This window comes from Salinilacihabitans rarus, assembly GCF_024296665.1.
GTDB lineage: Archaea > Halobacteriota > Halobacteria > Halobacteriales > Natrialbaceae > Salinilacihabitans > Salinilacihabitans rarus.
Window position 1 is genome coordinate 1,793,090 of the sequence record NZ_CP100762.1, and the last position, 24,350, is coordinate 1,817,439.

29 protein-coding genes, 1 tRNA gene and 1 pseudogene are annotated in these 24,350 nt (G+C 67.6%); 17 read left to right on the top strand and 14 right to left on the bottom strand.

The genetic code is table 11. The features are described from left to right. The first annotated feature begins 95 nt into the window (after nt 1–95). Nucleotides 96–1,316 carry a hypothetical protein gene (locus NKG98_RS09380; RefSeq protein WP_254769394.1) on the top strand — a complete coding sequence of 407 codons (1,221 nt, stop codon included), beginning with the start codon at nt 96–98 and terminating at the stop codon, nt 1,314–1,316. Between the two features lie 402 nt (nt 1,317–1,718). Here the strand turns inward: NKG98_RS09380 and NKG98_RS09385 are convergent, their stop codons facing one another. Continuing rightward, nucleotides 1,719–3,149: a hypothetical protein gene (locus NKG98_RS09385; RefSeq protein WP_254769395.1), complete on the bottom strand. Its 1,431-nt coding sequence runs from the start codon at nt 3,147–3,149 to the stop codon at nt 1,719–1,721. A 355-nt stretch (nt 3,150–3,504) separates the two neighbouring features. Then, the gene (locus tag NKG98_RS09390; protein ID WP_254769396.1) at nt 3,505–4,305 is read right to left on the bottom strand and encodes a hypothetical protein; all 801 of its coding nucleotides are present in this window, start codon (nt 4,303–4,305) and stop codon (nt 3,505–3,507) included. Nucleotide 4,306: 1 nt separating this feature from the next. On the opposite strand from NKG98_RS09390, the gene NKG98_RS09395 reads away from it, so the two are divergent. Continuing rightward, nucleotides 4,307–4,534, top strand: coding sequence for a hypothetical protein (locus NKG98_RS09395; RefSeq protein ID WP_254769397.1), 228 nt, complete (start codon nt 4,307–4,309; stop codon nt 4,532–4,534). An 84-nt stretch (nt 4,535–4,618) separates the two neighbouring features. Here the strand turns inward: NKG98_RS09395 and NKG98_RS09400 are convergent, their stop codons facing one another. From NKG98_RS09400 to NKG98_RS19105, 3 genes and pseudogenes are all read right to left on the bottom strand, one after another. Next, nucleotides 4,619–4,888 carry a hypothetical protein gene (locus NKG98_RS09400; RefSeq protein ID WP_254769398.1) on the bottom strand — a complete coding sequence of 90 codons (270 nt, stop codon included), beginning with the start codon at nt 4,886–4,888 and terminating at the stop codon, nt 4,619–4,621. A gap of 377 nt (nt 4,889–5,265) precedes the next feature. After that, on the bottom strand, nt 5,266–5,541 hold the full coding sequence (locus NKG98_RS09405) for a hypothetical protein (protein ID WP_254769399.1): 276 nt from the start codon (nt 5,539–5,541) through the stop codon (nt 5,266–5,268). A gap of 104 nt (nt 5,542–5,645) precedes the next feature. Beyond that, nucleotides 5,646–5,900 (bottom strand): annotated as a pseudogene (locus NKG98_RS19105) (TMEM175 family protein); the annotation flags it as partial. Nucleotides 5,901–6,034: 134 nt separating this feature from the next. Between NKG98_RS19105 and NKG98_RS09410 the strand changes: the two are divergent. Further along, nucleotides 6,035–6,529, top strand: coding sequence for a hypothetical protein (locus NKG98_RS09410; protein WP_254769400.1), 495 nt, complete (start codon nt 6,035–6,037; stop codon nt 6,527–6,529). Between the two features lie 278 nt (nt 6,530–6,807). Here NKG98_RS09410 and NKG98_RS09415 read toward each other — a convergent pair whose 3' ends face one another. Next, nucleotides 6,808–6,999: a hypothetical protein gene (locus NKG98_RS09415; RefSeq protein ID WP_254769401.1), complete on the bottom strand. Its 192-nt coding sequence runs from the start codon at nt 6,997–6,999 to the stop codon at nt 6,808–6,810. Between the two features lie 171 nt (nt 7,000–7,170). Next, nucleotides 7,171–7,255: transfer RNA gene (locus NKG98_RS09420), tRNA-Leu, on the bottom strand. Between the two features lie 133 nt (nt 7,256–7,388). Between NKG98_RS09420 and NKG98_RS09425 the strand changes: the two genes are divergently transcribed. The 7 genes from NKG98_RS09425 to NKG98_RS09460 all read left to right on the top strand — a co-directional run bounded on the left by NKG98_RS09425 (nt 7,389) and on the right by NKG98_RS09460 (nt 12,319). Continuing rightward, nucleotides 7,389–7,901, top strand: coding sequence for a helix-turn-helix domain-containing protein (locus NKG98_RS09425; protein WP_254769402.1), 513 nt, complete (start codon nt 7,389–7,391; stop codon nt 7,899–7,901). Nucleotides 7,902–7,949: 48 nt separating this feature from the next. Further along, complete coding sequence (locus tag NKG98_RS09430; protein WP_254769403.1) at nt 7,950–9,176, top strand: alanyl-tRNA editing protein; 1,227 nt, start codon at nt 7,950–7,952, stop codon at nt 9,174–9,176. Nucleotides 9,177–9,328: 152 nt separating this feature from the next. Next, a complete protein-coding gene (locus NKG98_RS09435; RefSeq protein ID WP_254769404.1) occupies nt 9,329–10,567 on the top strand; it encodes a mandelate racemase/muconate lactonizing enzyme family protein in 1,239 nt (412 codons plus the stop codon). A gap of 153 nt (nt 10,568–10,720) precedes the next feature. Next, nucleotides 10,721–10,966: a hypothetical protein gene (locus tag NKG98_RS09440; protein WP_254769405.1), complete on the top strand. Its 246-nt coding sequence runs from the start codon at nt 10,721–10,723 to the stop codon at nt 10,964–10,966. Between the two features lie 340 nt (nt 10,967–11,306). Then, nucleotides 11,307–11,486 (top strand): protein translocase SEC61 complex subunit gamma, encoded by a 180-nt coding sequence (locus NKG98_RS09450; RefSeq protein ID WP_254769406.1) that lies wholly within the window; start codon nt 11,307–11,309, stop codon nt 11,484–11,486. After that, complete coding sequence (locus NKG98_RS09455; protein WP_254769407.1) at nt 11,486–11,923, top strand: transcription elongation factor Spt5; 438 nt, start codon at nt 11,486–11,488, stop codon at nt 11,921–11,923. The genes NKG98_RS09450 and NKG98_RS09455 overlap by 1 nt, the downstream gene beginning before the upstream one ends. Before the next feature lie 75 nt (nt 11,924–11,998). Further along, nucleotides 11,999–12,319, top strand: a complete 321-nt coding sequence (locus tag NKG98_RS09460; RefSeq protein ID WP_254769408.1) for a cupin domain-containing protein — start codon at nt 11,999–12,001, stop codon at nt 12,317–12,319. A 21-nt stretch (nt 12,320–12,340) separates the two neighbouring features. Here NKG98_RS09460 and NKG98_RS09465 read toward each other — a convergent pair whose 3' ends face one another. After that, on the bottom strand, nt 12,341–12,628 hold the full coding sequence (locus tag NKG98_RS09465) for a DUF7565 family protein (protein ID WP_254769409.1): 288 nt from the start codon (nt 12,626–12,628) through the stop codon (nt 12,341–12,343). A gap of 105 nt (nt 12,629–12,733) precedes the next feature. Between NKG98_RS09465 and NKG98_RS09470 the strand changes: the two genes are divergently transcribed. Beyond that, complete coding sequence (locus NKG98_RS09470) at nt 12,734–13,498, top strand: PHP-associated domain-containing protein (RefSeq protein WP_254769410.1); 765 nt, start codon at nt 12,734–12,736, stop codon at nt 13,496–13,498. On the opposite strand, the gene NKG98_RS09475 is transcribed toward NKG98_RS09470, so the two are convergent. From NKG98_RS09475 to NKG98_RS09485, 3 genes are read right to left on the bottom strand one after another with little or no spacing between them, the layout of a single operon-like run. Beyond that, entirely contained in the window at nt 13,492–13,974 is a 483-nt protein-coding gene (locus NKG98_RS09475) for a Mut7-C RNAse domain-containing protein (RefSeq protein ID WP_254769411.1), read from the bottom strand. The genes NKG98_RS09470 and NKG98_RS09475 overlap by 7 nt on opposite strands. A gap of 3 nt (nt 13,975–13,977) precedes the next feature. Next, complete coding sequence (gene polX, locus NKG98_RS09480) at nt 13,978–15,729, bottom strand: DNA polymerase/3'-5' exonuclease PolX (protein ID WP_254769412.1); 1,752 nt, start codon at nt 15,727–15,729, stop codon at nt 13,978–13,980. Between the two features lie 2 nt (nt 15,730–15,731). Continuing rightward, nucleotides 15,732–16,172, bottom strand: a complete 441-nt coding sequence (locus NKG98_RS09485; RefSeq protein ID WP_254769413.1) for a DUF5788 family protein — start codon at nt 16,170–16,172, stop codon at nt 15,732–15,734. A 102-nt stretch (nt 16,173–16,274) separates the two neighbouring features. Here NKG98_RS09485 and NKG98_RS09490 point away from each other — a divergent pair, with 102 nt between their 5' ends. From NKG98_RS09490 to NKG98_RS09505, 4 genes are all read left to right on the top strand, one after another. After that, nucleotides 16,275–17,201 carry a rhomboid family intramembrane serine protease gene (locus NKG98_RS09490; protein WP_254769414.1) on the top strand — a complete coding sequence of 309 codons (927 nt, stop codon included), beginning with the start codon at nt 16,275–16,277 and terminating at the stop codon, nt 17,199–17,201. Next, nucleotides 17,201–17,983 carry an endonuclease V gene (locus NKG98_RS09495; protein WP_254769415.1) on the top strand — a complete coding sequence of 261 codons (783 nt, stop codon included), beginning with the start codon at nt 17,201–17,203 and terminating at the stop codon, nt 17,981–17,983. The genes NKG98_RS09490 and NKG98_RS09495 overlap by 1 nt, the downstream gene beginning before the upstream one ends. Nucleotides 17,984–18,066: 83 nt before the next feature. Further along, a complete protein-coding gene (locus NKG98_RS09500; RefSeq protein WP_254769416.1) occupies nt 18,067–19,047 on the top strand; it encodes an SDR family oxidoreductase in 981 nt (326 codons plus the stop codon). Between the two features lie 9 nt (nt 19,048–19,056). Then, the gene (locus tag NKG98_RS09505; RefSeq protein WP_254769455.1) at nt 19,057–20,394 is read left to right on the top strand and encodes a glycerate kinase type-2 family protein; all 1,338 of its coding nucleotides are present in this window, start codon (nt 19,057–19,059) and stop codon (nt 20,392–20,394) included. 4 nt (nt 20,395–20,398) lie between these two features. On the opposite strand, the gene NKG98_RS09510 is transcribed toward NKG98_RS09505, so the two are convergent. The 3 genes from NKG98_RS09510 to NKG98_RS09520 all read right to left on the bottom strand — a co-directional run bounded on the left by NKG98_RS09510 (nt 20,399) and on the right by NKG98_RS09520 (nt 23,139). Next, nucleotides 20,399–21,532 (bottom strand): ArsA family ATPase, encoded by a 1,134-nt coding sequence (locus NKG98_RS09510; RefSeq protein ID WP_254765687.1) that lies wholly within the window; start codon nt 21,530–21,532, stop codon nt 20,399–20,401. Nucleotides 21,533–21,657: 125 nt separating this feature from the next. Continuing rightward, the gene (locus NKG98_RS09515) at nt 21,658–21,975 is read right to left on the bottom strand and encodes a hypothetical protein (protein ID WP_254765688.1); all 318 of its coding nucleotides are present in this window, start codon (nt 21,973–21,975) and stop codon (nt 21,658–21,660) included. Nucleotides 21,976–22,038: 63 nt separating this feature from the next. Beyond that, the gene (locus tag NKG98_RS09520; RefSeq protein WP_254765689.1) at nt 22,039–23,139 is read right to left on the bottom strand and encodes a pyridoxal phosphate-dependent aminotransferase; all 1,101 of its coding nucleotides are present in this window, start codon (nt 23,137–23,139) and stop codon (nt 22,039–22,041) included. 93 nt (nt 23,140–23,232) lie between these two features. Between NKG98_RS09520 and NKG98_RS09525 the strand changes: the two genes are divergently transcribed. Further along, a complete protein-coding gene (locus tag NKG98_RS09525) occupies nt 23,233–23,757 on the top strand; it encodes a CinA family protein (protein WP_254765690.1) in 525 nt (174 codons plus the stop codon). 103 nt (nt 23,758–23,860) lie between these two features. Further along, nucleotides 23,861–24,346 carry a metal-dependent hydrolase gene (locus NKG98_RS09530; protein ID WP_254765691.1) on the top strand — a complete coding sequence of 162 codons (486 nt, stop codon included), beginning with the start codon at nt 23,861–23,863 and terminating at the stop codon, nt 24,344–24,346. Nucleotides 24,347–24,350 lie beyond the last annotated feature (4 nt).

Consider the following 24,350-nt stretch of genomic DNA (forward strand, 5'->3'; position numbering starts at 1 on the left):
GGACCTCACCTGCTCCAGATAACTCCCCGTTGCTCGCCCTGACGGATTCGTTTCCCGTAGAAATACTCTAAAGGGAATCGTACGATGATCCGGACATGGGCGAAACGCACAACGTGTGGACGCCGGTGTACGTCGGCGAGCGGCCGGACGACCTGATCCGGCGCACCATCCACATCCTCATCGACAACGGCTTCGAGACGACTCGCGACGGTGACACCGACCTCGTGGAGTGGTACAAGTTCGAGGGGGACGACCGGTACGACATCCGCAAGGACGCCACCCTCGACGAGGTGATCGAGGAGTCCCGCACCGCCGACGACGTCGACAATGTCGTGATTCGGGTCTGGATGCCCGACAGCTCGTCGTGCCTGCGCGTCGAGTTCAACGACGAGGAGTCCGTCGCCTATCCTACATTGGCCCTGTTCGGTCCGGACGAGTGGGAACTGGGCGACAAAGGGGACGTGGAGTACGACGTCGCCCGCGAGCGTTCCGACCGGCTCGCCGACGCGCTCGTCGCACTCGCCGAGGAGTTCGACCCGTGGTTCGCCTTCGCCCGCGTACGTCACCCCTACGACGGCGACGACGTGTTCCCCGCGGACGAACCGCCGAACAGCGGCGTCGAAACGATCCCGTGGATGGCGGCGTTCGGTGAGGAGTGGTTCGATCGGTTCGGTGGTCGGGAACGAGTCCTCGACGCGCCATCGTGGCGGGTCGACGCCCTCGACTCCGGCGGCGTGTTCCTGCGGTCGCACGACGTACCCGCACGGATCCGGTCGGACGCCACCGGCGGCCCCGAGATTTCCACCTACGACTACCTGTTCGACCGCGACTCCCTCGACGACTTGGAGGCCGAAATCGAGCGGCAGAAGAACACGTTCGTCGATCCGTTCCGCGACCTCGACGACGGCGAGTTGGCCAGCGACGTAGTGATGTGTGAGGCACACGCCCCCTTCGAGTTCGAGGAGATGGACTACGCCTCGTTCTTCGACGAGTACACCATCGAGGACATGTGCCACGTCTTCTGCGTGCGCCGCGACGGCGACAAGTTGTGGGAGGCGAACAACGACGAGTTCGTCCGTCGTCTCGTCGACGAGGACGGCCAGCCCATCGGAGAACTCCCCGATGGCGTACCGCCCCACCGGGAGATGATCTCGCACAAGGTCGTGACCGAACACCACGGCGCTGCGCCGCTCGACATGCTTCGGATGGATGCTCCCGACGAGCCGAGCTTGACCGCACGATTGCACGGGCTCAGTCGGACACGCGAGGGCGAGAGCATCTGGCAGGACGAGGCCGAACCGGTCACGAGAACGTGACGACGGTGTGACGTGGCGGCGAACGGCCAACCGAGAAGCGGTTCAGATTGCGGCGTCGACGGGGACGCGCTCGTACACGTACACGGTGTAGGTCTCCGGGTCGCCGCTGGCGGTCACGTCGGCGGGATAGGTGACGGCCTCGCCGTCGGTCTCCACCCACGTCGCCCGTTCGCCGAGGGCCTCGACAGCGTTCCCGTCCGAGACGACACGAGCGTCGGACTCGTCCGCGCCGTCAGAGAGATAGACGTCCCGACCGCGGGACTTGCTACGGACGGAAGACGTATGCAGCAGATGAATCCTAGCAGCTACCGAGGGGTTCGACGGGGCCGATCAACGATATTTCTAGTCTCTGCATCCGGTCACGGATAGTTACAGCGGGTTTGAACGCTGTGAGGGCCTATTTCAGCTCGTGAGCTCGGACGTGTCGGGGATGGTCATGTTGGTTTCGATCTCCGCCCAGTCGTCGAAGTCGTTCTCAGAGTTACTACCATCCGAGAAGCCATAGTAGCCCGGATCGGCGTTGTAATTCATGTTGCTGGGGTACTCGGCGAAGTCGTATTGCACGGAGTCGATCCCATCGAAATCTAATGGGGTGAGACCGAGCGAGTGTCCCAGTTCGTGCATTACCGTCGCCCCGGTCCAGTCGGAACGGTCGCTCATCACCATCATATTGCCGACTCCTCGGGTCTGACCGACGAGGATCTTCCCGTCGTCGACCTCTGTGCCGGTATCGAGCTCGTTCACGATCAGCACGTAGTGATAGCCGTAGCCGTCGTTCTCGAAATGCGCCTCTTTATACTCGTCGTAGTCGTTCCAGGACGTCGACGATTGCCGAGCAACCTCGTCGCTAAAGACGAAGTGGAGATTGATTCCGGTCGACCCGTCTTCGTTCTCGACCGACGCGTCACCGAATTCGGCTTCTATTCTGTCCGCCTCGTCGCTGTCCCAGCCCTCTCCTTGCATCTCGTCGACCTCCACGAAGACGTCGGTCTGAAGCGGGTCAGCGCCGGGATAGCGCTCTGGGCTGTGGACCTCGGGGCCATCAGGGATACCGTCGCCGTCTGTATCGGCCTCGAGCGGGTCCGTTCCGGTCTCGATCTCGGTGCCGTCGTCGAGGCCGTCGCCGTCGGTGTCGTCGTCGGTCGGATCGGTGCCGTACTCGTCGACCTCCGGACCGTCGTCGAGGCCGTCGCCGTCCGTATCAGCTACCGTGGGCTCTGTGGAGTGCTCGCGGACTTCGCCGGCATCGCTGAGGCCGTCGCTGTCGGTATCTCGCTCTCGCGGGTTGCTCTCGTACGTGTTGACCTCGTCGCCGTCGTCGAGGCCGTCACCGTCGGTATCGTCGTCGGTCGGGTCGGTCCCGTGCTCGCCGATCTCCTCACTGTCACTGAGTCCATCGCGGTCGGTATCGGCTCTGGTGGGGTCCGTTCCGTGCGTCCCGATTTCTTCGGGATCGCCGAGGCCGTCGCCGTCCGTATCGGCCTCTGTGGGATCGGTGTCGTACTCGACTACCTCGTCGCCGTCGTCGAGCCCGTCGTCGTCGGTGTCCGGATCTAACGGGTCACTGCCGTACGCATCGACTTCTGTGCCGTCTTCGAGGCCATCAGCGTCGGTATCGACCTCGGTGGGGTCCGCGCCGATCTCTATCTCGTGATCGTCGCGCAGGCCATCGCCGTCGGTATCGGCCTCGAGCGGATCGGTCCCGTCTCGAAGCTCGGCGACCGGCGTGAGGCCGTCACCGTCAAGATCGACGACGTTGGTCGCACCGACAACCCCTGTTGTGAGGAGTCCGACTGAGACAACGAGGGCGAGCGCTATCTGCTTCGACAGCATTCCTGATCATACTTTCATAGATGCTGTTATAGTTACCTTTGATGAAAGTCGGGAGTCGGGGCGAACCGCGCCACTGCGAGGCGCTAGTTGCGTCGGTGTTGAACGAGGCGTCAGCGGTGAGATCGACGGCCTCGGCGCCCGATTTGACCGCAGCTACCCGCTGGCCTCGGCCTCGGCGGCGGCCCGGAGGTCGCTGCGGAAATGCATGGTCGCGTCGCGGAGTAGCCCCGTCGGCGGCGACGAAACTCGCCAGTTTGACATCTACCCCTCTTCAAGAGATTCCCAGTCTTGAGCGAACGGGCCGACATGCACTTTTATATCCTATAGTGCAGATTGAATTATCTTGGTCAGAGACTCATTGTCCATGGAGAGTGACGATAACTTCATCAAAGGGCTCATGACCATTCAAGTCCCACAGGTGGAATGAGTAGTCGTAGTGATAATCAGGGAGTTCATTCTCCGGGTCACCAAGCATCGTATACGGTTCTACATGATAGTGGAGTCGCCCATCCTTGATGACTGGATTGCTATCTTTAAAGTCCTCTACAATATTTTCGTGAAAACCGTCTTCATCGTCGTATCCCACGAGGCCATATTCTGTTGGGAGAACGCCCACAACAATAGTAAGACACCGATCTCCCTCGTCAAATGTTCGAAATTCAACTGGTGCTGCAACAGTCGGGTCCTCGTCTTGATTCGGTGTTTCTCCTTGCCAGTTGACGTGTTGGCGTGCGGCTTCGGGACTAGCGATGGCTCTACCCCACACAGAGGGAACCCCGTCTTCGATGGTTGGTTGGCCTTCAACAACGGGTTCGTAGGTCGTTGTCCCACCATCGTGTAAAACAGCAGGTTTCGTTCGCATGCGACTGCTCAGACAACCGCTGAACGACGTGATCGAGAGGGTGGTTGCTCCGAGGAGGGCCCGACGGCGAATTTTCATACGACTGCTTCTTTTTACAATTTTATAAGTATTGTGAATTATTAGTTTTGGCAGGTTATCCATGGAGAACTGGAGTGCTGCGAAACCGTCTCCGCCGTATCCCCGTTGATCGCTTCGAATATCCGATCCTGAAGGACCTGCCCAACTCCGCTCTCGTCGGTCGGCGTGATCGTCTTGGACTATGAATGGTTGAGTTATGGTGTCACAGGATACCATCTTGGCGTACGAGGAGGACGAGCGAAAGCCGCTCGACAGCAGCCGCGAACGGACGTTCCACCAGGGCTGGGAAGACGCACTCGAAGACGGGCCGTACAGCGAGGGGACGTTCAACACGCTGAGCTGGCAGAACCTCGGCAACCGCCTGGGCTGTCTCTTCGGCGACGTTCCCGAGGAAATGCGAGACGAACTGCTGTTCTGGGCGGAGCGACAGCGCCGACTCGAGTGATCGTCGGCAGATCGTGACCTCGATCGGCAAGATGACCCCGCTCAGTATAGGAAACTCACTTTACGAGTTCAGAGAAATGACTCGTCACTCGTCTGTGCAGGATGATTTATTAGAACGCTCTGTTCCGGGAAGTGGGAATTCTGCATCTTCAGAAGCCTCAACTTCATCTTCAGGTATGGTCCGTCTGATGAGATACAAAACGAGCCCAACCCCAGAGAAGATAACAACAATCGAAGCCCACAGTACCGAATTTTCGATTCCGCGCTTCTCTGGGTCTCTCAGCACGAGAATTGACAGTAGAGCGTGGATTGATACGTATAGGATTGTCAGATCAAGGATGGCAATTGCTTCCATCAAATATTGGTTTGTATAATGTCGTAAAATAGTTTTCTCAGTCAGTAGGTAATGAGTCCGATGTTTTATGTTCAGTTCGCAGGCCACCCGTTTCACTTTGTCATGTTTTCCGATGCACTTCAGGGCAACTCCTCTCCTCACTACTGGAGTCTGCGGTCTCTGGTCACCTCACGCCGACCGTCTTCGCTGTGGACGACGACACGGGCGAGTCTCGATTGGTCGAACTCGACGAACTGGGCCGGACATGATACGAACCGGCTCTGTTGAAACCCTCAACGGTTGATGTAAACAGCGTGCTGAATACAGGCGCGAATGCAGCGGAACGAGTCCAACTCTACGTAGTTACCGGGGACCCATCTCGTGGCCCTCTACTCGGATTAAAGATCATCTGCTTCGAGATTCGCCGCCAGTCGTGACTCGAGCGTGGCGTTTATCGGAATTAAGAGCAGCCACGTCAGAATCCCGAAGCCGGGATCGAACGCCGCGACGATTATCGAGAGGAGGAACACGAACGGGGACGCGAGATACCTAGCCGCTTGAATCTCCACGGCCCGAGATGTGAGTCCTTCCTCAACGAGTTGTTTCCACGACGCGTACGACCAGAGGAGTGCGAGAGTAAACCCTGTAAGTGCGAGTGTTCCCGACAGAAACATGATTCCGAACTGGTCCGGATACGTCGCAAAGACGTGGAGGCGAACGGGACGAACGCGACCATGAGGAGAAACAGGAGATTGAGCCACACTACTCCCCTGTCATGTTTCTCGATGTGGACGAAGATGCGACGGTGGTTGACCCAGTATGACGCAATAACGAGGAAGCTCAGGACGAAGCCGAAGAACTCGTGCCATTGGTCAAGGAGGAGATCCGGGAGAACCGAAATCGGGTTTCCCACCGGCATTTCCGGAACGGTGATTTCGAGCACTAACAACGTGATGGCGATAGCGATGACGCCGTCGCTCAATGCGAGCAGTCGGTCCGTTTCGTCCGACTCTCGGCGAAATGAAAACGCCATGGATTGACAAACATCACCAATTCACAAACAGTTGTTCGTCTATTCGCGCACGTGTGCGCCGGTCTGTCTTATAGCGGGTTGTTTGTGCCGAAATGCACCGGAAAATTGATTTGTATGCGCAATATCCATTAGCTATGGATAGGCGAGGTTACCTCACTGGCGTTACGATCGGGATCGTTGGCATCGCAGGCTGCTCGGACTCACTGGGCAATGCAAACAGTGACACTCGAAACGCTGGCACGGAAAATACTGGCGCTGACACGCCCGAATTCGAGGTCGACGACGACGCCCCGGGCACGGTCATCCTTCTTCGGCAACAGCCACAGAACCCGAACGGTGTCGTGGTCGGCGACGAGTTCGAGATCGCTATCGTGCTCGGAAACGCCGGCGGGGAACCGGTCAGTACCGACGTGAGCGTCGAACTCGGCCCCCCGACCGACGACGAGCCCGCTCAAATGGCGACGGTCGCCGTCGACGAACTCCCCGCTGGGGCGGCGCGATTTTTCACCGCCGGCCCGTTTGCAGCGACGGTTGCCGGCGACTGGGAACTAACCGCCGGCCCCGAGATCGACCGGGTCTATCCCGAATACGACGGGATAGTCACCGTCGAAGACCAGGCCGACGAGTGAGAGAGGTCGCTTCTGATTCTGCTCCACAATGGGCACGGGCCCTTGGGATCATGATGCGGCCAGAGCTATGTGATCGATCTAAATTCAGATAGACGAGTTTCGCACTGCTAGGTACGTCAGCAAGATCGGCATCGAGATCGAGGCCGGACATAATCATCTTATCTCGCAGAGACGCAGGGCTGATCGACCGGAGGCGAACGCCACGTCGTACCACCCAATCACGATGGCAGTCACTCCGATCAGAACTGCTTTTCCGGTCCCACATCTTAGACTGCCCGTCACCCGGAAGCTACAATATGGATCGTCTTGCCGGCGGCGAACGCGCGCAGCGCGCGGACGAACGTGCCGGCGACGTCGTCGCAGGAGATGACCTCTGCCCAGAGGGCCGTGACCGGCTGAGTGTCGAGATCGATTACGGCCGCGGCCGACGCCGGGACCTGCTGGGTCGGGGTGAGCCCCGGCGTCGTCACGCCGACCACCTCCGCGCTTCCGCCGAACCATCAGCGGGCGCTCTCGCAGGAGACGGGTGGCCGAGCGCAGCAGGCGCTCGGGAAGTAGTTCCGAGAGGATTGTGCGTGGGTGCTCGTCCCTTTTTAAGGGGAGCTCCCCTCGAAAGGGGAGTATCAGCACCGGTGACGTAGTGCGTGGGACCGGATTCGAACCGGCGGACCCCTACGGGACAGCGCCCTCAACGCTGCGCCGTTGGCCTGGCTTGGCTACCCACGCTCGCGTCGTCTTGCTGCGTTCGTTCGTATCCAGCGTGCATATAAAAGCCCTTCCTTTTCTTCGAAGCCTGCGCCCCGGTCGCACGAACCCGTCCAAGCGGAGGCTTGAAATGCTCCAGTTGCGAATCTCCCGCATGGCCAAATACTCGACGGGCTCGTCGTCGGGTGGCGGCGGGACGACCTGCGAGCTTTGTGGCGCCGAGAGCGACTCGCTGCGACGGGCGACCGTCGCCGGCGCGGAACTCGAAGTCTGTCCCGACTGCGCGCCCCACGGCGACGCACGCGGCGGATCGAACCGCTCGGACCGCTCGTCGGGCGGCTCGCGCGACGGGACCGACCGCAAGAAGAAGGCGGCACAGAACGTCGCGCGGGCGAACCCGATCTGGGACGGCGACTCCGAACACTGGGAGAAGGAGGGGACGAACTACGACGACGACCCGCTCCCGTACCTCGTCTCCGGCTACGGCGAGCGCCTCGAGGAGGCCCGCCAGGAGGCCGGCTACCGGCGCGAGGAACTCGCCGAGGAACTGGGCTGTCGGGAGTCCGACCTGCTGGCGATCGAGCAGGGGCGGGCGACACAGGCCGGCGTCGGCGGCGGTCTGGTCCGCGCGCTGGAGGAGTACCTCGACGTGACCCTCACCGAGTGACCGGGCGGCGAGCAAACTTTTAATCGCGGGGCGCGGAGTCGGTGAGTGATGAGTGGGCAACGGGCGGCAGCCGAGCCGTACACGACGCGCTTCCAGACCGAGGTGACGGCCGTCGACGGCCGGAAGGTCTGGCTCGAGACGAGCTACTTCTACGCCGAGAGCGGCGGCCAGCCGGCCGACCGCGGCCGGATCGGCGACGTCCCCGTCGAGGACGTCCGACTCGTCGACGGCGAGCACGTACACGTCCTCGCCGAAGAACCGTCGTTTAGCGCCGGTCGCCGCGTAATGTGTTCGATCGACTGGTCGTTCCGGATGTACTGCATGCGAGCGCACACCGCCAGCCACGCCCTCTACGGCGCCGGCCGGCGGCTCCTCGACGACCTCGGCTACGGCGGGTTCGACATCGGCGAGGAGAAGGTGCGCGTCGACTTCGAGACGAGCACCGAGATCGACGACGAGACGCTGGTCGAACTCGACGAACTGGTAAACCGGGCCGTCTGGGAGTCCCGACCGGTCTCGTGGGAGGAGGTGCCGGTCGCGGAGGCCCGCGACCGCGAGGGCATCTCGTTCAACGAAGCGACCGAGGAGGAGGCGTTCCGGAAGGGGCGCGTCCGGGTCGTCACCATCGGCGCCGAGGACGACGACGAGCGCAGCACCAACGGGTCGAGCGACCCGTGGGACGTCGCCGCCTGCGGCGGGACGCACGTGCGAAACACGCGCGAGATCGGGCCCGTGACCGTTCTCGGACGGTCGAATCCCGGCGAGGGGATGACGCGGGTCGAGTTCGCCGTCGGCCCGCGGGCGATCGAGCGGCGGGCGGTCGAGAAGCGGACGACCCTCGCGGCCAAGCGGGACCTCGGCGTCGGCATCGAGGACGTGCCCGACGAACTCGAACGGCTACGGGACGAGCGCGACTCGCTCGCCGAACGACGGCGGACGCTCGAACGCGACCTCGTCGCGAGCCGGCTGGAGGGCGGCGAACGGATCGAGCGCGACGGCGCCGCGTGGCTCGTGGCGGCCGTCGAGGGCGTCTCCGGCGACGCCGTCGGCGAGGTGCTGCGGGAGCGCGCCGGGGAGTTCGCGGACGTGGTCGTCGCGGTCGGCGACGACGGCTCGCCGTTCGTCGCCGTCGGCGCGGCCGGCGACGAGAGCGCCGCGGCCGTCGTCGACGAGGTGACCGACGAGTTCGGCGGGGGCGGCGGCGGCTCCGACCGGTTCGCCCAGGGCGGCGGCTTCGACGCCGGGGTCGACGAGGTCGTCGACTGGCTCGGGTGACGCCGGCGGCGAGAGCCGCGGTGTGCAGGGTAGCACTGACGGTGCTCGATCGCCTATCGTCTCCGGCATGAGGCCCCTGCTTTCGACCCGCCGGAATCGAACGACCGTACCGAACGTGAAAGTTTTACTACGAGCCGAGTCAATGTAACGCCATGGGAGTCGATTACTCGCAGCTCCGGGACCCGAACGCCGAGTACACGATGCGGGACCTCTCGGCCGAGACGATGGGCGTCACCCGCGAGCGCGGCGGCGGCCGCGACGTCGAGATCACGGACGTCCAGACGACGATGGTCGACGGCAACTTCCCGTGGACGCTCGTCCGGGTCTACACCGACGCGGGGATCGTCGGCACCGGCGAGGCCTACTGGGGCGCCGGGGTACCGGAACTCGTCGAGCGGATGAAGCCGTTCGTCGTCGGCGAGAACCCGCTTGACGTCGACCGCCTCTACGAGCACCTGATCCAGAAGATGTCCGGCGAGGGCAGCGTCGAGGGCGTCACCGTCACCGCCATCGCGGGCATCGAGATCGCCTTGCACGACCTCGCGGGCAAGATCCTCGAGGTGCCGGCCTACCAGCTACTCGGCGGCAAGTACCGCGACCACATGCGGGTCTACTGTGACTGCCACACCGAGGCGGAGGCCGACCCCGAAGCCTGCGCCGACGAGGCCGAGCGCGTCGTCGAAGAACTCGGCTACGACGCGCTGAAGTTCGACCTCGACGTCCCCTCCGGACTCGAGAAAGACCGCGCGAACCGCCACCTCCGGCCCGGCGAGATCCGCCACAAAGCCGAGATCGTCGAGCAGGTCACAGAGCGCGTCAAGGACCGCGCCGACGTCGCCTTCGACTGTCACTGGACGTTCTCCGGCGGCAGCGCGAAGCGCCTCGCGGAGGCCATCGAGGACTACGACGTCTGGTGGCTCGAAGACCCCGTCCCGCCGGAGAACCTCGACGTCCAGGAGGAAGTGACGAAGTCCACGACGACGCCGATCACGGTCGGCGAGAACCGCTATCGCGTCACTGAGGAGCGGCGCCTGATCGAGAACCAGGCGGTCGACATCGTCGCCCCCGACATGCCCAAGGTCGGCGGGATGCGCGAGACCCGCAAGATCGCCGACGTCGCCAATCAGTACTACGTGCCGGTGGCGATGCACAACGTCTCCTCGCCGGTGGCGACGATGGCCAGCGCCCACGTCGGCGCGGCGATCCCGAACTCGCTGGCCGTCGAGTACCACAGCTACGAACTCGGCTGGTGGGACGAGTTGGTCGAGGAGACGGTCATCGAGGACGGCTACATCGAGATCCCCGAGGAGCCGGGACTGGGCGTCACGCTCGACATGGACGCCGTCGAGGAGCACATGGTCGAGGGCGAGACGTTGTTCGACGAGGCGTAAGCCGAAGTCAAGCACGCCGAGCTTTGCTCAGCGGAGTTCGACGCGAGCCAGCGAATCCTCGATTCGAGCCGTTCGACGAGGCGTAGCTTCGTCGAGCACCCCGCCGAACCCCGCTCCCGAACCTTTTTGTCGTCTTCCTGAACAGACCGTGGTATGTCTCTCCCCTTCGAACTCCTCACGAAGGTCCTCGTCGACCCGCTCATCGAGTACGTCTGGCACGGCCTGACCGTCGGACGGATCGTCACGCGACTCGTCGCGACCGTCGCGCTCCTCGGCGGGGCGTACCTCGCGTTCCTCCGGCCGGCACCGCTCTCGTACGTCGGCTGGGCCCTCGTCGTTCCGGCGATGATCTTCACCGCCTACGACGCGCTCACCGTCCACCGGTACACGCGCCACTGAGCCAACGCGTCGGAAGCGCTCGTCCAACTCCTCGCCTCGCTCGCGCTCGTCGAGGGGCCCGGTCGGTCCGCGGCGCGTTCTGCGTCCCGAGGCCGTCGCCCGCGTCGACCTCCTCGGGGTCGCGGCCGGCCCGCGTCGACCTCCTCGGGGTCGCGGCCGACCCGCGCCAGTTTCTCCTCGCGTTCGGCCTCGTACTCGTCGGCGGGGTCGGTGTCGTCCTCGGCCGTGCGCGAGGGGTCGCCGTCCAGCGGTTCGGTCGCCGGCCCGTCACCTGCGGCGTCGACCCGTCGGCCGACGGACGAAAGACAGATAAAAGACGACGCGGTGTGAACGGACAGACATGGACGTTCCGTACGACCTCACCTCGTACGTTCGGGTGCTCAAAATGGCGACGACACCCACGCGTGAGGAGTTCTTCCAGGTGGCGAAGATCGCCGGCGCCGGCATCCTGCTCGTCGGGCTCATCGGGTTCCTCATGGGCGTGGTGATGTTGCTCCTGACCGGCACGGGTGGCATGTGATGGCAATCTACGCAGTCAAGACCACGGCCAGTCAGGAACAGACCGTCGCCGACATGATCATCAACCGCGAGGAGTCGGAGGTCCACGCCGCGCTGGCGCCGGACTCGCTTACCTCCTACGTGATGGTCGAGGCGGACAACGACGCCGTCCTCGAGCGCGTCCTCGAGGAGATTCCCCACGCCCGGACCATCGTCCCCGGCCAGTCGGACATCTCCGAGGTCGAACACTTCCTCTCGCCGAAGCCGGACGTCGAGGGGATCGCCGAGGGCGACATCGTCGAACTCATCGCGGGGCCGTTCAAAGGCGAGAAGGCCCAGGTCCAGCGCATCGACGAGGGCAAGGACCAGGTGACGGTCGAACTGTACGAGGCGACGGTTCCGATTCCGGTGACGGTACGCGGCGATCAGATCCGCGTGCTAGACTCCGACGAACGATAGCGGCTCCCGGAGCGAGAGAGGTAGTCAGTCGGGGTATCCGCCGGATTCTTTACGTTCTCCGCAGTATCGTGACACATGGGATACGACACCGTGTCCTACGACGAGGTCGAACCGCGCGCCCCCGGCATGCACTTCCTGCGCGACGCGCTCGACTGCGAGACCCACGGGATCACCGTCGTCGAAGCCGACGCGGGCTGGGAGGGGATGGAACACGAACACGGCGACGAGGACCACGAGGAGACGTACCTCCTGTTAGCGGGCGCGGCGACGCTCGCGTTCGACGGCGACGAGGCGGCCCTCGAACCCGGCGACGCCGTCCGGGTCGACCCCGGCCAGCCGCGGACGCTCTCGTTCGACGCCGACGACTCGCTGATGGTGATCGTCGGCGCGCCCTGAGGACGGGAACCGTCGACGGCGCTACCGGCGCAGGTACTCCGCGAGGCGGGTCTCGTCGACGACGTCGTCGACGTCCTCGAGGAGGTCCTCGCGCTGGCGGACGGCCCGGGAGTCGGCCCCGTAGGCGCGGACGTACTCCGCGCGGCTGTGTTCGGTGAAGACGTGGCGGATCGCCAGATAGCCGTCGGGGACGAGGGTGCCACAGACCTTGCACTCGCGGCGCTCGTGGTCGTTCACCTGGTGAGCGATCGCCGACTCGACGTCCTCGAACACCGAACCACAGCCGTCGATCCCGCATTCCCAGGCCATTTTCGTGAGTGTCGACGTGCCGTCCTAATATGTCTTTTCGCCTTCGGCGTCGCGGCGCTCGCAGGAATCAGAATACATAACTCGCCGGTCACGAAAGCCCCTCGCGTGAGCGACGGATCGGAGTTTCGGGTCGACCTCCACGTGAAGGTCCTCGACGACCGCGTCCTCGAACGGGCGCGCCGGGCGGACCTCGACGCGATCGTCTACGCGCCACACTTCACCCGTCTTCCCGAGATCCGGGCGCGAGCGGCGGCGTACTCGAGCGAAGACCTCCTCGTCGTTCCGGCCCGGGAGGTGTTCACCGGCTCGTGGCGCGACCGCAAGCACGTCCTCGCGGTCGGCCTCGAAGAACCGGTGCCGGACTTCATCTCGCTCGACGCCGCGATGGCCGAGTTCGACCGGCAGGACGCGGCGGTGCTCGTCCCCCACCCCGAGTTCCTGAACGTCTCGCTGACCGAGGCGGACCTCCGGACGTACCGCGAGTCGGTCGACGCCATCGAGATTTTCAACCCGAAACACCTCCCCTCGCACAACCGCCGGGCGCGGGACCTCGCCGACGAGTTCGACCTGCCGCCGTTCACGTCCTCGTACGCCCACCTGCCGGGCTCGGTCGGCATCTCCTACACCGCCTTCGAGGACGGGATCGAGTCGGCGGCCGACCTCGTCGACGCCCTGAAGGAGGGTACGCCGCGGCGGGTCGTCTACCGGAACGGCCTCCGGCGCCTCCGGACGACCGCGGCCGAACTGGTCCACCTCGGCTACGAGAACTCCTGGCAGAAGGCAGACCGGCTGTTCCTCTCGGGGACCGAGCCGACCCACCCGCGTCACATCGCCTACGACGGGAAGTTCGACGACGTGGCGGTCTACTGATCGGCGTCCTCGCGCCCGCCTTCCGAGGCCGACCCGATTTCCGAGAGCGTCTCCCGCACCCGGTCCCAGTGGCTCCCCCGCCAGAAACACTGCCCGCAGTCGCGACACCGCCAGACCGGCTCCTCGGCCGGATCCGGCGCGTACTCGGGGGTCGGCTCCGTGCGGTCGACGCGCGCCAGCGGACCGTTGCAGGCCCCGCAGAACCGTGGCTCGTCGGCGAGCGAGAGCGGGACGCCGGCGTCCGCGAGCGCCGCCAGTTGCGACTCGATGGCACGCGAGTCGAGCAGGATCGCCGCGTCGGCGCGGCCGGCGAGTTCGACGTCGCGGCTGACGACGGTCCGCCCTTCGGCCGCGGCGACGGCGAGGACGTCGTCGTCGGCCTCCAGATCGCGGTCACCCGCGTAGAGGGTGTCGTGGCCGCACATCCGCAGGTAGGGCACGAGGCGGCCGCACATGACGTCGACGAGCAGGCGCATGAGTCAGTGCAGGAACGCCCGCAACTCCGCGAGCGGCCACGCGTTGATCACGTCCGCGGGTTCGGCCCAGCCGCGGCGGGCGGTGTGGACGCCCCACCGCATGTACTCGAGGGTGGCGGGCCGGTGGGCGTCGGTGTCGACCGCGATCGTCGCGCCCTCGTCGATCGCGGCCTGGACGGCGCTGCCCCACAGGTCGAGCCGGCGGGGGTTGCCGTTGACTTCGAGGGCGGTGTCGTGTTCGGCGGCGGCGCGGCCGAGTGCGGCGGCGTCGATCGACAGCCCCTCGCGCTGGTTGAGCAGCCGGCCGCTCGGGTGGCCGAGCACGTCGACCGCCGGGTTCTCGATCGCCCGCAGGAGTCGCTCCATCGCCGTCTCGGAGTCCTGGCTGAGGCCGCTGTGAGGCGAGGCGACGATCAGGTCGAGCGCCTCGATCACCGCCTCGGAGAGGCCGATCTCGCCGTCGGCGTCGACGTTGGCCTCGATCCCCGCAAGCACCTCGACGTCCGCCGCGGCGTCGACCTCGCGGATCGCCTCGACCTGCTCCGCGATCTCGGGCTCCGAGAGGCCGACGTCGGCGACGACCCCCGCCCCCTCGGCGTGGTCGGCGATGCAGTAGTACTCGTAGCCGCGCTCCTCGGCGGCGGCGACCATCTCGTCGATCGAGTTGTTGCCGTCGGACCACTCGGTGTGGGTGTGGAGGTCGCCCCGGACGTCGTCGCGGGTGACGAGATCCGGGAGGTCGCCGCGCTCGGCGGCGTCGATCTCGCCGCGGTCCTCGCGGATCTCGGGCGGGATCCACGGCAGGCCGAGCGCCTCGTACATCCCCGCCTCGGTCTCGCCGGCGACCCGGTCGCCGACGCGCTGGTCGGCATCGGGGTCGTCGACCTCGCTCACGTCGAACGCGCCGTACTCGTTGAGCTTCAGCCCGCGGTCGATCGCGTAGTTGCGCAGGCGGACGTTGTGGTCCTTGCTCCCCGTGAAGTACTGCAGGGCGGAGCCGAACTCCGCGGGCGCGACGACGCGCAGGTCGACGCGCACCTCGCCGACGCGGACGCTGGCCTTCGCGGGGCCGGACTCGATCTCGTCGTCGACCGACTCCCAGCCGACGAACGCCTCGACGACAGCCTCGGGTGACTCCGTCGAGGCGAGCACGTCGACGTCGCCGATGGTCTCGCGCCAGCGCCGGATCGAGCCGCCGACCTCACAGCGGTCGACGGCCCCGACGGACTCCAGAAACGCCAGCACGTCGTCGGCCAGCGGCCGGGCCTCGCCCAGCAACTGGCGCTGGCCGACCTGCCGGGCGAACTCGAGGTTCTCGAGGATGTTTTGCTCGGTCTTCGGCCCGAACCCCGTGACCTCGCGGATCTCGCCCGCTTCGGCCGCCGCTTCGAGGTCGTCGAGCGTCCGGACGCCGAGTTCGCGGTAGAGGGTCCCGACGGTCTTCGGGCCGACGCCCTCGACGCGGGTGAGGTCGGCCATCTCGACCGGCAACTCCGCGCGGAGTTCCTCGAGTTCCTCGATCTCGCCGGTCTCGACGTACTCGATTATCTTCGCGGAGATGGCGTCGCCGACGCCCTCGATCTCCTCGATCGCCCCCTCGTCGCCGGCCTCGACGAGGTCGGCGATCGGCGCCGGGTGCGCGCCGATGGCGTCGGCCGCCCGGCGGTACGCCCGGGGCTTGTACTCGACGTCGTTGGCTTCGAGCAGGTCGGCGAACTCCTCGAAGCGGGCGGCGAGTTCGGCGTTTGTCGTCATCGCTACCGCCCCCGCCGCGTCGCGGCCTCGTCCTCGTGGCCGAGTGCCTTCTTCAGGAACGACATCCACCGCTTCTGGTCGGCGGTCCGCTGGGCCCGCTCCTCGCGTTCCAGATCCGTCGGGCCGAGGCTCTCTAAGGCGTTCAGCGCCCGGTCGATGCCGACGACGCTGCTGGCGAGTCGCTCGCCCTCCTCGCGGCTGACGTCGCCCGCCTCGATCCGCTGGACCCGCTGGAGGCGCTCGCGTCGCAGGTTCCGCTTCGCCCGCTCGACGCGCTCGCGCTCGCCGGGCGGTACCGTCTCGCGGCGCTTGATCTCGAAGACGAACTCCCGGAGGTCGATCTCCTCGCCTTGCACCTCGATCCGGTCCGGGATGTCCGCGCCGACGGTCGCGCCCTCGCGTTCGACGCGTTCGAGCAGCTGTTTGCGCTCGTACTCTTTCACACCCCCGAATCCGCGTCGAAGGGGCAAAAAACGTCGGTCGCTCCCGGAAACGGAGGATCGAAACCCCAAACCCCTTGGCAACTGGCCACTTATCCCGGGGCAATGGCAACGTGCGACGTGTGTGGGAAGCAAGAGAGCATGCCCTACAACTGTCGACACTGCGGGGGGACCTACTGCGCCGAGCACCGGCTCCCGGAGAACCACGACTGCTCGGGGCTGGAAAACTGGAACGACCCCGGCGGGGTCTTCGACAGCGGCTTCGACGACAGCGTGAACGCCGGCTCCTCGCGGGCCTCCGGCGTTCGCTCGAAGCTCGCCTCGCTGACCGGGACCGGCGGCCCGCTCGCGTACTTCCGCGGGAACATGACCTACACGTTCCTCGCGCTGATGTGGCTGACGTTTCTCGCACAGTTTATCGTTAGCGCCGCCTTCGGTGCCGAAGCGTTTCAGACCCTCTTCATCCTGCGGCCCTACTATCCGGAGTACGTCTGGACGTGGTTCACGTCGATCTTCGCCCACGGCAGCCTCATGCACATCGTCGGTAACAGTATCGTAATCTTCTTCTTCGGGCCGCTCGTCGAGCGCTACGTCGGCTCGCGGAACTTCGCGATCCTCTTTCTCGTCAGCGGTGCACTCGCCGGTCTCGGACAGATCACGATCCAGATACTGGAACCCGGGGCGGTTACGCCGCTCACACCGGGCGTCCTCGGTGCCAGCGGCGCCGCGCTCGCGATCATGGGCGTCCTGACGGTGCTGAACCCCAACCTGAAGGTGTACCTCTACTTCATCCTCCCGATCCCGATCTGGGTGCTCACCGGCGGCTACGCCGTCTTCAGCGTCTTCTTCCTCGCAACCGGCGGTGGCGGCCCGATCGCCCACGCGGCACACCTCGTCGGCCTCCTGATCGGCCTCGGCTACGGCGAGTACGTCAAGCGCACCCGGAACGTCCGGGCGCCGAACCAGTTCCAGCTCGGCGGCGGCCCCGGCGGGCCGGGCGGTCCCGGCGGTCCCGGCCGTCGCCGGTTCTGATGGCCGCCGATCCCCGTCCCGACCTCGCGCCCGACCCCGCGCTCTCGCGCGAGGAGATGGAGGCCCTCCAGCGCGAGATCGCCCGCGCGGCCGCCTTCGAGGACGACTTCGCGTTCGACCCCGGGGCGCTCTCGAACCCGCTCGCCGCGACCGCGAACGAGGAGGCGGCGCCGATCGTCGCGGGCGTCGACCAGTCGTTCCTCCTCGACGAGGAGCGCGCCGTCAGCGCCGTCGTCGCCGTGCGGGGCGGCGAGGTGATCGAGCGCGTCCACGCGGTGACGCCGCTCGAAATTCCGTACGTCCCCGGCCTGCTCTCGTTCCGCGAGGGCCGGCCGATCCTCGACGCCGTCGAGGCGCTGTCGGTCGCCCCCGACCTGTTCCTGTTCGACGGCAGCGGCCGCATCCACTTCCGGCAGGCCGGCATCGCGACCCACATGGGCGTCGTCCTCGGCGTCCCGAGCGTCGGCGTCGCCAAGAGCCTCCTCTGTGGCCACCCCGCGGGCGAGACCGACGGACTCGACGCCGGCGCCCGGGTGCCGATCGAGGCGAACGCGCGCGTCGACGCCCCCGACGGCACGCTGCTCGGCTACGCCGTCCAGACGAAGCAGTACGACTCCCCGAACCGCCACGTCAACCCGCTGTACGTCAGCCCCGGCCACCGCGTCGGCCCGGAGACGGCCGCCGACGTCGCCCTCGCGCTCTCGTCGGGCTACAAGCTCCCCGAACCGATCCGGCTGGCCGACTCGTACGCGGACGAGGCGAAGCGTGAGCACGTCGATTGAGGCCACCGCCGGGTGCACCGGCCCGTTCCGAGCGGCGCGACGAACCGTCGGTACTTAGGTGTCGTCTCCCGAACCGGTCGGGTATGACGAACGCAGCGGAAGCGGACGCCGACGAGGGCGGGTCGGAGTCCCGCGTCGGCGAGGACGCGGGGGAGGCGAGCGACGAACGCGTGCGACCGAACCGCCGGACCGCCGGCGAGGACCGGGAGGTCGTCGCCGGCGAGGCGCCCGACGACCGCTACACCCGCAAGAAGAGCGTGCTGATCACGGGCTGTTCCTCCGGGATCGGCCGCGCGACCGCCCGGGCGTTCCTCGAGGAGGACTGGCGGGTGTTCGCCACGGCGCGCGACCCCGAGGACGTCGCGGACCTCGCGGAGGCGGGCTGTGAGACGCTCGCGCTCGACGTCACGGACTCCGAGCAGGTCGCGCGGGCCGTCGAGACGGTCGTCGAGGACGGCGGCGCGATCGACTGTCTCGTCAACAACGCCGGCTACGCCCAGATGGGGCCACTGGAGGACGTCTCCACCGTCGACCTCCACCGGCAGTTCGACGTCAACGTCTACGGCCCCCACCGGCTGACCCGCGCCGCCCTGCCGCACATGCGCGCGCAGGGCGAGGGCCGGATCGTCACCGTCTCGAGCGTGCTCGGGCGCCTCTCGTTCGCCGCGACGGGCGCCTACTCGGGAACGAAACACGCCGTGGAGGCGATGAACGACGCCCTCCGCGCGGAGGTCGAGGAGTTCGGGATCGACGTCGTGTTGATCGAACCCGGCAGCGTGAAGACGAACTTCGTCGACCGCGTCGACGAGGAACTCCCCGAGAACCGGACGCCAGCCTACGAGTCGCTGTACGAGATCGTCGAGGACGCGGGACTCGTCGGCGGCGACGGCCCGCTCGCGGTCGACCCCGAGGACGTCGCCGCGGCGATTCTCCACGCCGGCACCTGCCCGGAGCCGCCGGCGCGGTACCCCGTCGGCCCGATGGCCCGGTACGGGACGTACGCCCGGTTCCTCCCCGACCGCGTGCGCGACGCCGCCTACGGCCTCGTTCGCAAACTCGTCTGAACCGTGACCGTGTTCGACGACCGCGACGACCTCGCGGGGACGCCCGCCCGCGAGACCGCGCTCGCCTGCCTCGAAGCGGGGATCCGTGCGGCCCTGCCCGAGCGCGTCGTCGCCGAGGCGGTCTCGGTCGAGGGCGACGCGCTGTACCTCCTCGACGCCGAGTACGACCTCTCACGTTACGACCGGGTCGTCGTCTGCGGCGGCGGGAAGGCCGCCGGCGGCCTCGCGCGGGCGCTCGAATCGACCCTCGGCGACCGGATCGACGGGGGCGTCGTCGTCTCGACCGATGGCGCGGAGACCGACCGGGTCGACGTCCGCGCGGGCGACCACCCGACGCCGAGCGAGCGCAACGTCGCGGCGACCGCCGACGTCCTCGCTCTCGCCCGCGAGGCCGACGAGCGAACCCTCCTGCTCGCCGCGATCACCGGCGGCGCGAGCGCGCTGCTGTGCGCGCCGGCCGACGGCCTCTCGCTCGCGGCCCTGCGGGAGACGACCGACGCGCTGCTCGCCTCGGGGGCGTCGATCGACGAGGTAAACGCCGTCCGCAAGCACTGCTCGGCGATCAAGGGCGGTCGCCTCGCCCGCGCGGCGGCCCCGGCGACGGTCGCGGCGCTCGCGATCAGCGACGTCGTCGGCGACGACCCGGCCGTGATCGGTAGCGGACCGACGGTTCCCGACCCATCGACGTTCGCCGACGCGCTGGCGGTCCTCGACCGGTACGACCTCGACGACGAGGTTCCCGCGCCCGTCCGGGAGCGCCTCGAACGCGGCGCCGCGGGCGAAATCGCGGAGACGCCGACGGCGGAGGACGCCGCCGTCGCGGCCGCGGACTGGCACCTGCTGGCGAACGGCCGGACGGCGACCGACGCCGCCCGCGAGGTCGCCCGCGAGCGCGGCTACGGGACGCTCGTGCTCTCGGGTCGCCTCCGCGGCGAGGCCCGCGAGGTCGGGCGCGTCCACGCCGCCGTCGCCGAGGAGGCCCGGGCGACGGGCGACCCGGTCGAACCCCCGGCGGTCGTCTGCTCGGGCGGCGAGGTGACGGTCGCGGTCCGCGGCGACGGCGTCGGCGGCCCCAATCAGGAACTCGCGCTTGCGGCCGCCGCCGAGTTCGCCGACCGCGGGACCGACGCCGTGCTCGCGAGCGCCGACACCGACGGGATCGACGGCCCGACCGACGCCTGCGGGGCGCTCGTCGACGGCGGGACGGTCGACGACCCGGACGCCGCGTGGCGGGCGCTCGCGGCGAACGACGCCGCCGGCTTCCTCGACGACGCGGACGCGCTCCTCCGGACGGGCTACACGGGGACGAACGTGAACGACCTGCGGGTGCTCGTGCTGGACGAGTAGGGGGTCAGCGCAGACAGGCCGCGACGACCGCGAGCATCTCCTCGCCGCGCACCTCGTCGGCGAACAGCGGCACCCGCTTGACGTCCGTGCCCCGGAAGAGGTCCTGGGCCCTCGCCAGGGCGCGCTGCTGGACGTCCCAGCGGCGCTGGCAGAACTCGCAGTCCTCGAGGTTCGGCTGGAGGAACTCGCCCGCGCCCTCGACGTCGTCGGTGACGTCCGCGAGCGGCTCCATCACCCGGTTGACGACGACCGTCCCGACGGGAATCTCGAACGTCCGGAGCTGATCGCGCAGGCGCTCGGACTCCAGGACGCTCATCTCCTCGGGGACCATCACGATCCGGAAGTCGGTCCGCTCGGGGTCACGCAGGGTGGCTCGCAGGCGCTCGACCCGCTCGCGCACGACCCGCAGGTCGTCTAGGTCGCCGGCGCTCCCCGGTGTGTCCTCGTCGCCGAACATCCCCTTGAGGCCGTCCATCATGCCGGAGATGCGCTGGCGGAACGTGATGATCCGCCCCATCATCGTGTCCATGATCTCCGGAAGCTGGAGCAGGCGGAGGGTGTGGCCCGTCGGCGCGGTGTCGACGATCACGCGCTCGAAGCGGTCGTCGTCGAGGTACTCGAGGAGGGTCTGCATCGCGACGGCCTCGTCGGAGCCGGGCATCGCGCCGCCGAACAGCGCGTCCATCGGCGACTCCTCGCCCAGCATCTCGCCGAGGCCGCCGAGGGCGTCCGGCCCCGCCGCGGCGAACGCCGCCTGCCCCTCTTCGAGGGCGGCGTCGGGGTCGATCTCGGCCGCGTAGAGGGGGACGTCCTCGCGAAGGCGCTCCGGACGGGCCGGCACGTCGGTCTCGAAGGTATCGGACAGCGAGTGGGCGGGATCGGTCGAGACGACGAGCGTCGACGTCCCGCGGCGGGCGCTGTCGAGGGCGGTCGCGGCCGCCATCGTCGTCTTGCCGACCCCGCCTTTCCCCCCGTAGAGGACGTACTCGGGGCCGTCGGCGGGCCCCTCCGACGGCTCGACGTCGATCGTCCGGCGCTCGCTCTCCGCGACGGCGTCCGTCGGCGTCACCTCGATAGTGTTGTCGTCCGCGTCGTCCTCCTCGGTCTCGTCGACCGGTTCGACGTCGAGTCCGCTCATGGAGCCGAATAACCCGTCCGGACACGAGTATTCGTCGGTCGCGAGCGGCGGCGGCCGACGCCGCGCGTGAGCGTGACACACGGGTACCGAGTGTCCGTGGCGCGGCTCCCTGCGGTAGGTCGTTCTCACGCCGGTCCCGCGGCGTAGTGCAGCGCAATCGCGAGCGAGACGTAGGCGGCGACGAGCGCCGCGAGGCGGACCCCGAGGCGGTCGTCGAGGCGGATCGCCGCGGCGGCGCCGACGGCGAGGGCGACGAGGTTCGGCCACGCGGCCGCCGACAGCGGGGGGAGGGCCGCGAGCGCCAGCGCGGCGAGAAGGCGGTCGACCGCCCCGGGGACGCTCGCGAGCGACCCGGTCAGGTAGACGGTCGCGCCGACGACAGCGCCGAAGGTGAGCGCGACCGCTCCGACGACCGTCTCGGCGAGTTCCCGGATGGGCGACACGGCACAGCCGTGGGGGTCGATCGACTAAGCTATCGGCCTTCACGTGGCCGCGTTTGATGGCCGTCAGCCGAAGTACGCGGCGAGGCGGTCGGCGGCCTCCTCGGCCCGCGGCGTGACGAGCGCGAACCGGAGCCAGTCCGCGCGGGCGTCCCCGAACGCCTCGCCCGGCATCCCCGCGACGCCGGCCTCGTCGATCAGTCGCTCGACGTTCTCCAGCGTGCCGGGGTAGCCCTCGAAGCGGGCCATCACGTAGAAGGCGCCCTCGGGACGGGTGTACTCGGCGCCGGCGTCGTCGAGCGCGCTCGTGAATGCGTCGACGCGCTCGCCCAGGAGGTCGCGGTTGCGCTCGTAGTACTCGGGCCCCGTCTCGCGTAAGGCGTGCAGGACGGCGTACTGGGCCGGCCGACTCCCGGCCACGTTGACGAGCATGTGCCGGCTCTCGGCGTTTTCGACGAGGTCCGGCGGGAATATCGCGTAGCCGACGCGAAAGCCCGTGATCGCCATCGACTTCGAGAAGGCGTTGGTGACGATCCTGTGGTCGGAGTCGACCGCGAGCGCGCTCTCGAACCGCCCCGAGAGGTCGAAGTGGTCGTACACCTCGTCGCTGACGAGGATCGCGTCGTACTCCTCGGCGATCGCGACGAGTTCGCACACCGTCTCCGCCGGGTAGACCGCCCCCGTCGGGTTGTTCGGCGAGTTGACGACGATCGCCGCGGTCTCCTCGCTCGCCGCCGCGCGCACGTCGGCGGGATCGAGGTGGCCGTCCGCGTCGGTCGCGACGAACCGCTGGCTGCCGCCGAGCATCGTCGTCTTGCCCGGGTAGTAGGGGTAGACGGGGTCGGTGAGGAGCACCTCGGAACCGGCGTCGCGTTCGAGCGCGCGGGCCATCGCGAGGTAGTTCGCCTCGCCGGCGCCGTTGGTGACGACGACCTGGTCGGCGTCGACGCCCCGGCGGGCGGCGATCTCCTCGCGGAGGTCGCGGAGGCCGGGGCTCGGCGGGTACTGGAAGGCGTCCGGGTCGAGGTCGGCGTACTCGTGCAGCGCCTCCCGCAGCGCCGCCGGGGGCTCCCAGTCGGGGTTGCCGCTGACCATGTCGATCACGTCGCGGTCGGCCCGGGCCGCGTAGCCCATGACGCGAAAGAACAGGGGCGTCTCGTACTCCATGCTCGCCCCTGCGGCCGGCGCCCCCGTGGTTCTTTCGTCACGGCTGGGCCGGCGACCCCGGCTTTCACTACCGTCCCGCCCGTTCACGCTCGCATGAACGACGCCATCGACCGCGACCTCTCGCGGCGGGTCGGGGAGGCCCTCCGCGAGGCCGACGCCACCCTCGCCGTCGCGGAGTCTTGCACCGGCGGGCTGATCGGCGCCGCGATCACGGCCGTCCCCGGTGCGAGCGACTACTTCGACGCCGGACTGACGACCTACGCCTACGACGCCAAGCGCCGCCACCTCGGGGTGAGCCGCGAGGCCCTCGACGAGCACGGCGCGGTCTCGGAGGCCGTCGCGGTGGAGATGGCCCGCGGGGCCCGCGACGTCGCCGACGTCACCTGGGGGCTGTCGGCGACCGGCGTCGCCGGCCCCACCGGCGGGACCGAGGAGACCCCCGTCGGCACCGTCTACGTCGGCGTGGCGTACGCGGCCCCGTGGGGCTCCGGGGAGTCCGCCGCGACCGCCTCCCGGTACGAGTTCGACGGCGACCGCGCGACGGTGCGCGCGAAGACCGTCGAACGCGCCCTCCGGGACCTGCTCGCGGACGTCGAGCGGGTCGAGGGCGACGGCTGAGCCGGGACCGCGCGCCACGCCGTTTCGGCTCGCGGGACGGTCACCGCGAGGCGACGGTCTCGAAAGAAAGGTATTCGGGCCCGGCCTCCCCAGTGGCCGGTAGATGAACAAGAAAGGACACGTTCTCAACGCGATCCTGCTGGGCGTCGGTCTGGGGTACCTGCTCGAACCCGCGGGGGACGAGACGACGTTCGCGGCGATCCTGATGATCGGCATCCCGGTCACCCTCGGCGCGCTGTTTCCCGACGTCGACACGGAGTTCGGCCGCCACCGCAAGACGCTGCACAACCTGCCGGTGCTCGCGGCGTTCGTCGCGTTCCCGTACGTCTTCGGCAACCTCGAGTACGTCTGGATCGGCGTGCTCACCCACTACGTGCTCGACGTCGCCGGCAGCAAGCGCGGGATCGCGCTGTTCTACCCGCTCTCACCGAAGGAGTACGGCCTGCCGACGGGCGTCAACGTCAGCAGCGCTCGCTCCGACATCGTGACGGTGCTCGTGACGGTCGCCGAACTCGCCGCCGCCGCGGCGTGGCTCTACCGCCTCCCCCAGCGCGGGTTCGAACTGGGGCGGGCGGCGTTCGGGTTCTGAGCCG

What these genes read in the sequence shown, in the direction of transcription:
- NKG98_RS09380 (WP_254769394.1), top strand. Translation starts at nt 96, where the DNA reads ATGGGCGAAACGCACAACGTGTGGACGCCGGTGTACGTCGGCGAGCGG.
- NKG98_RS09385 (WP_254769395.1), bottom strand. Translation starts at nt 3,149, where the DNA reads ATGCTGTCGAAGCAGATAGCGCTCGCCCTCGTTGTCTCAGTCGGACTC.
- NKG98_RS09390 (WP_254769396.1), bottom strand. Translation starts at nt 4,305, where the DNA reads ATGGTATCCTGTGACACCATAACTCAACCATTCATAGTCCAAGACGAT.
- NKG98_RS09400 (WP_254769398.1), bottom strand. Translation starts at nt 4,888, where the DNA reads ATGGAAGCAATTGCCATCCTTGATCTGACAATCCTATACGTATCAATC.
- NKG98_RS09405 (WP_254769399.1), bottom strand. Translation starts at nt 5,541, where the DNA reads ATGTTTCTGTCGGGAACACTCGCACTTACAGGGTTTACTCTCGCACTC.
- NKG98_RS09410 (WP_254769400.1), top strand. Translation starts at nt 6,035, where the DNA reads ATGGATAGGCGAGGTTACCTCACTGGCGTTACGATCGGGATCGTTGGC.
- NKG98_RS09425 (WP_254769402.1), top strand. Translation starts at nt 7,389, where the DNA reads ATGGCCAAATACTCGACGGGCTCGTCGTCGGGTGGCGGCGGGACGACC.
- NKG98_RS09430 (WP_254769403.1), top strand. Translation starts at nt 7,950, where the DNA reads ATGAGTGGGCAACGGGCGGCAGCCGAGCCGTACACGACGCGCTTCCAG.
- NKG98_RS09435 (WP_254769404.1), top strand. Translation starts at nt 9,329, where the DNA reads ATGGGAGTCGATTACTCGCAGCTCCGGGACCCGAACGCCGAGTACACG.
- NKG98_RS09440 (WP_254769405.1), top strand. Translation starts at nt 10,721, where the DNA reads ATGTCTCTCCCCTTCGAACTCCTCACGAAGGTCCTCGTCGACCCGCTC.
- NKG98_RS09450 (WP_254769406.1), top strand. Translation starts at nt 11,307, where the DNA reads ATGGACGTTCCGTACGACCTCACCTCGTACGTTCGGGTGCTCAAAATG.
- NKG98_RS09455 (WP_254769407.1), top strand. Translation starts at nt 11,486, where the DNA reads ATGGCAATCTACGCAGTCAAGACCACGGCCAGTCAGGAACAGACCGTC.
- NKG98_RS09460 (WP_254769408.1), top strand. Translation starts at nt 11,999, where the DNA reads ATGGGATACGACACCGTGTCCTACGACGAGGTCGAACCGCGCGCCCCC.
- NKG98_RS09465 (WP_254769409.1), bottom strand. Translation starts at nt 12,628, where the DNA reads ATGGCCTGGGAATGCGGGATCGACGGCTGTGGTTCGGTGTTCGAGGAC.
- NKG98_RS09475 (WP_254769411.1), bottom strand. Translation starts at nt 13,974, where the DNA reads ATGCGCCTGCTCGTCGACGTCATGTGCGGCCGCCTCGTGCCCTACCTG.
- polX (WP_254769412.1), bottom strand. Translation starts at nt 15,729, where the DNA reads ATGACGACAAACGCCGAACTCGCCGCCCGCTTCGAGGAGTTCGCCGAC.
- NKG98_RS09490 (WP_254769414.1), top strand. Translation starts at nt 16,275, where the DNA reads ATGGCAACGTGCGACGTGTGTGGGAAGCAAGAGAGCATGCCCTACAAC.
- NKG98_RS09495 (WP_254769415.1), top strand. Translation starts at nt 17,201, where the DNA reads ATGGCCGCCGATCCCCGTCCCGACCTCGCGCCCGACCCCGCGCTCTCG.
- NKG98_RS09500 (WP_254769416.1), top strand. Translation starts at nt 18,067, where the DNA reads ATGACGAACGCAGCGGAAGCGGACGCCGACGAGGGCGGGTCGGAGTCC.
- NKG98_RS09510 (WP_254765687.1), bottom strand. Translation starts at nt 21,532, where the DNA reads ATGAGCGGACTCGACGTCGAACCGGTCGACGAGACCGAGGAGGACGAC.
- NKG98_RS09520 (WP_254765689.1), bottom strand. Translation starts at nt 23,139, where the DNA reads ATGGAGTACGAGACGCCCCTGTTCTTTCGCGTCATGGGCTACGCGGCC.
- NKG98_RS09525 (WP_254765690.1), top strand. Translation starts at nt 23,233, where the DNA reads ATGAACGACGCCATCGACCGCGACCTCTCGCGGCGGGTCGGGGAGGCC.
- NKG98_RS09530 (WP_254765691.1), top strand. Translation starts at nt 23,861, where the DNA reads ATGAACAAGAAAGGACACGTTCTCAACGCGATCCTGCTGGGCGTCGGT.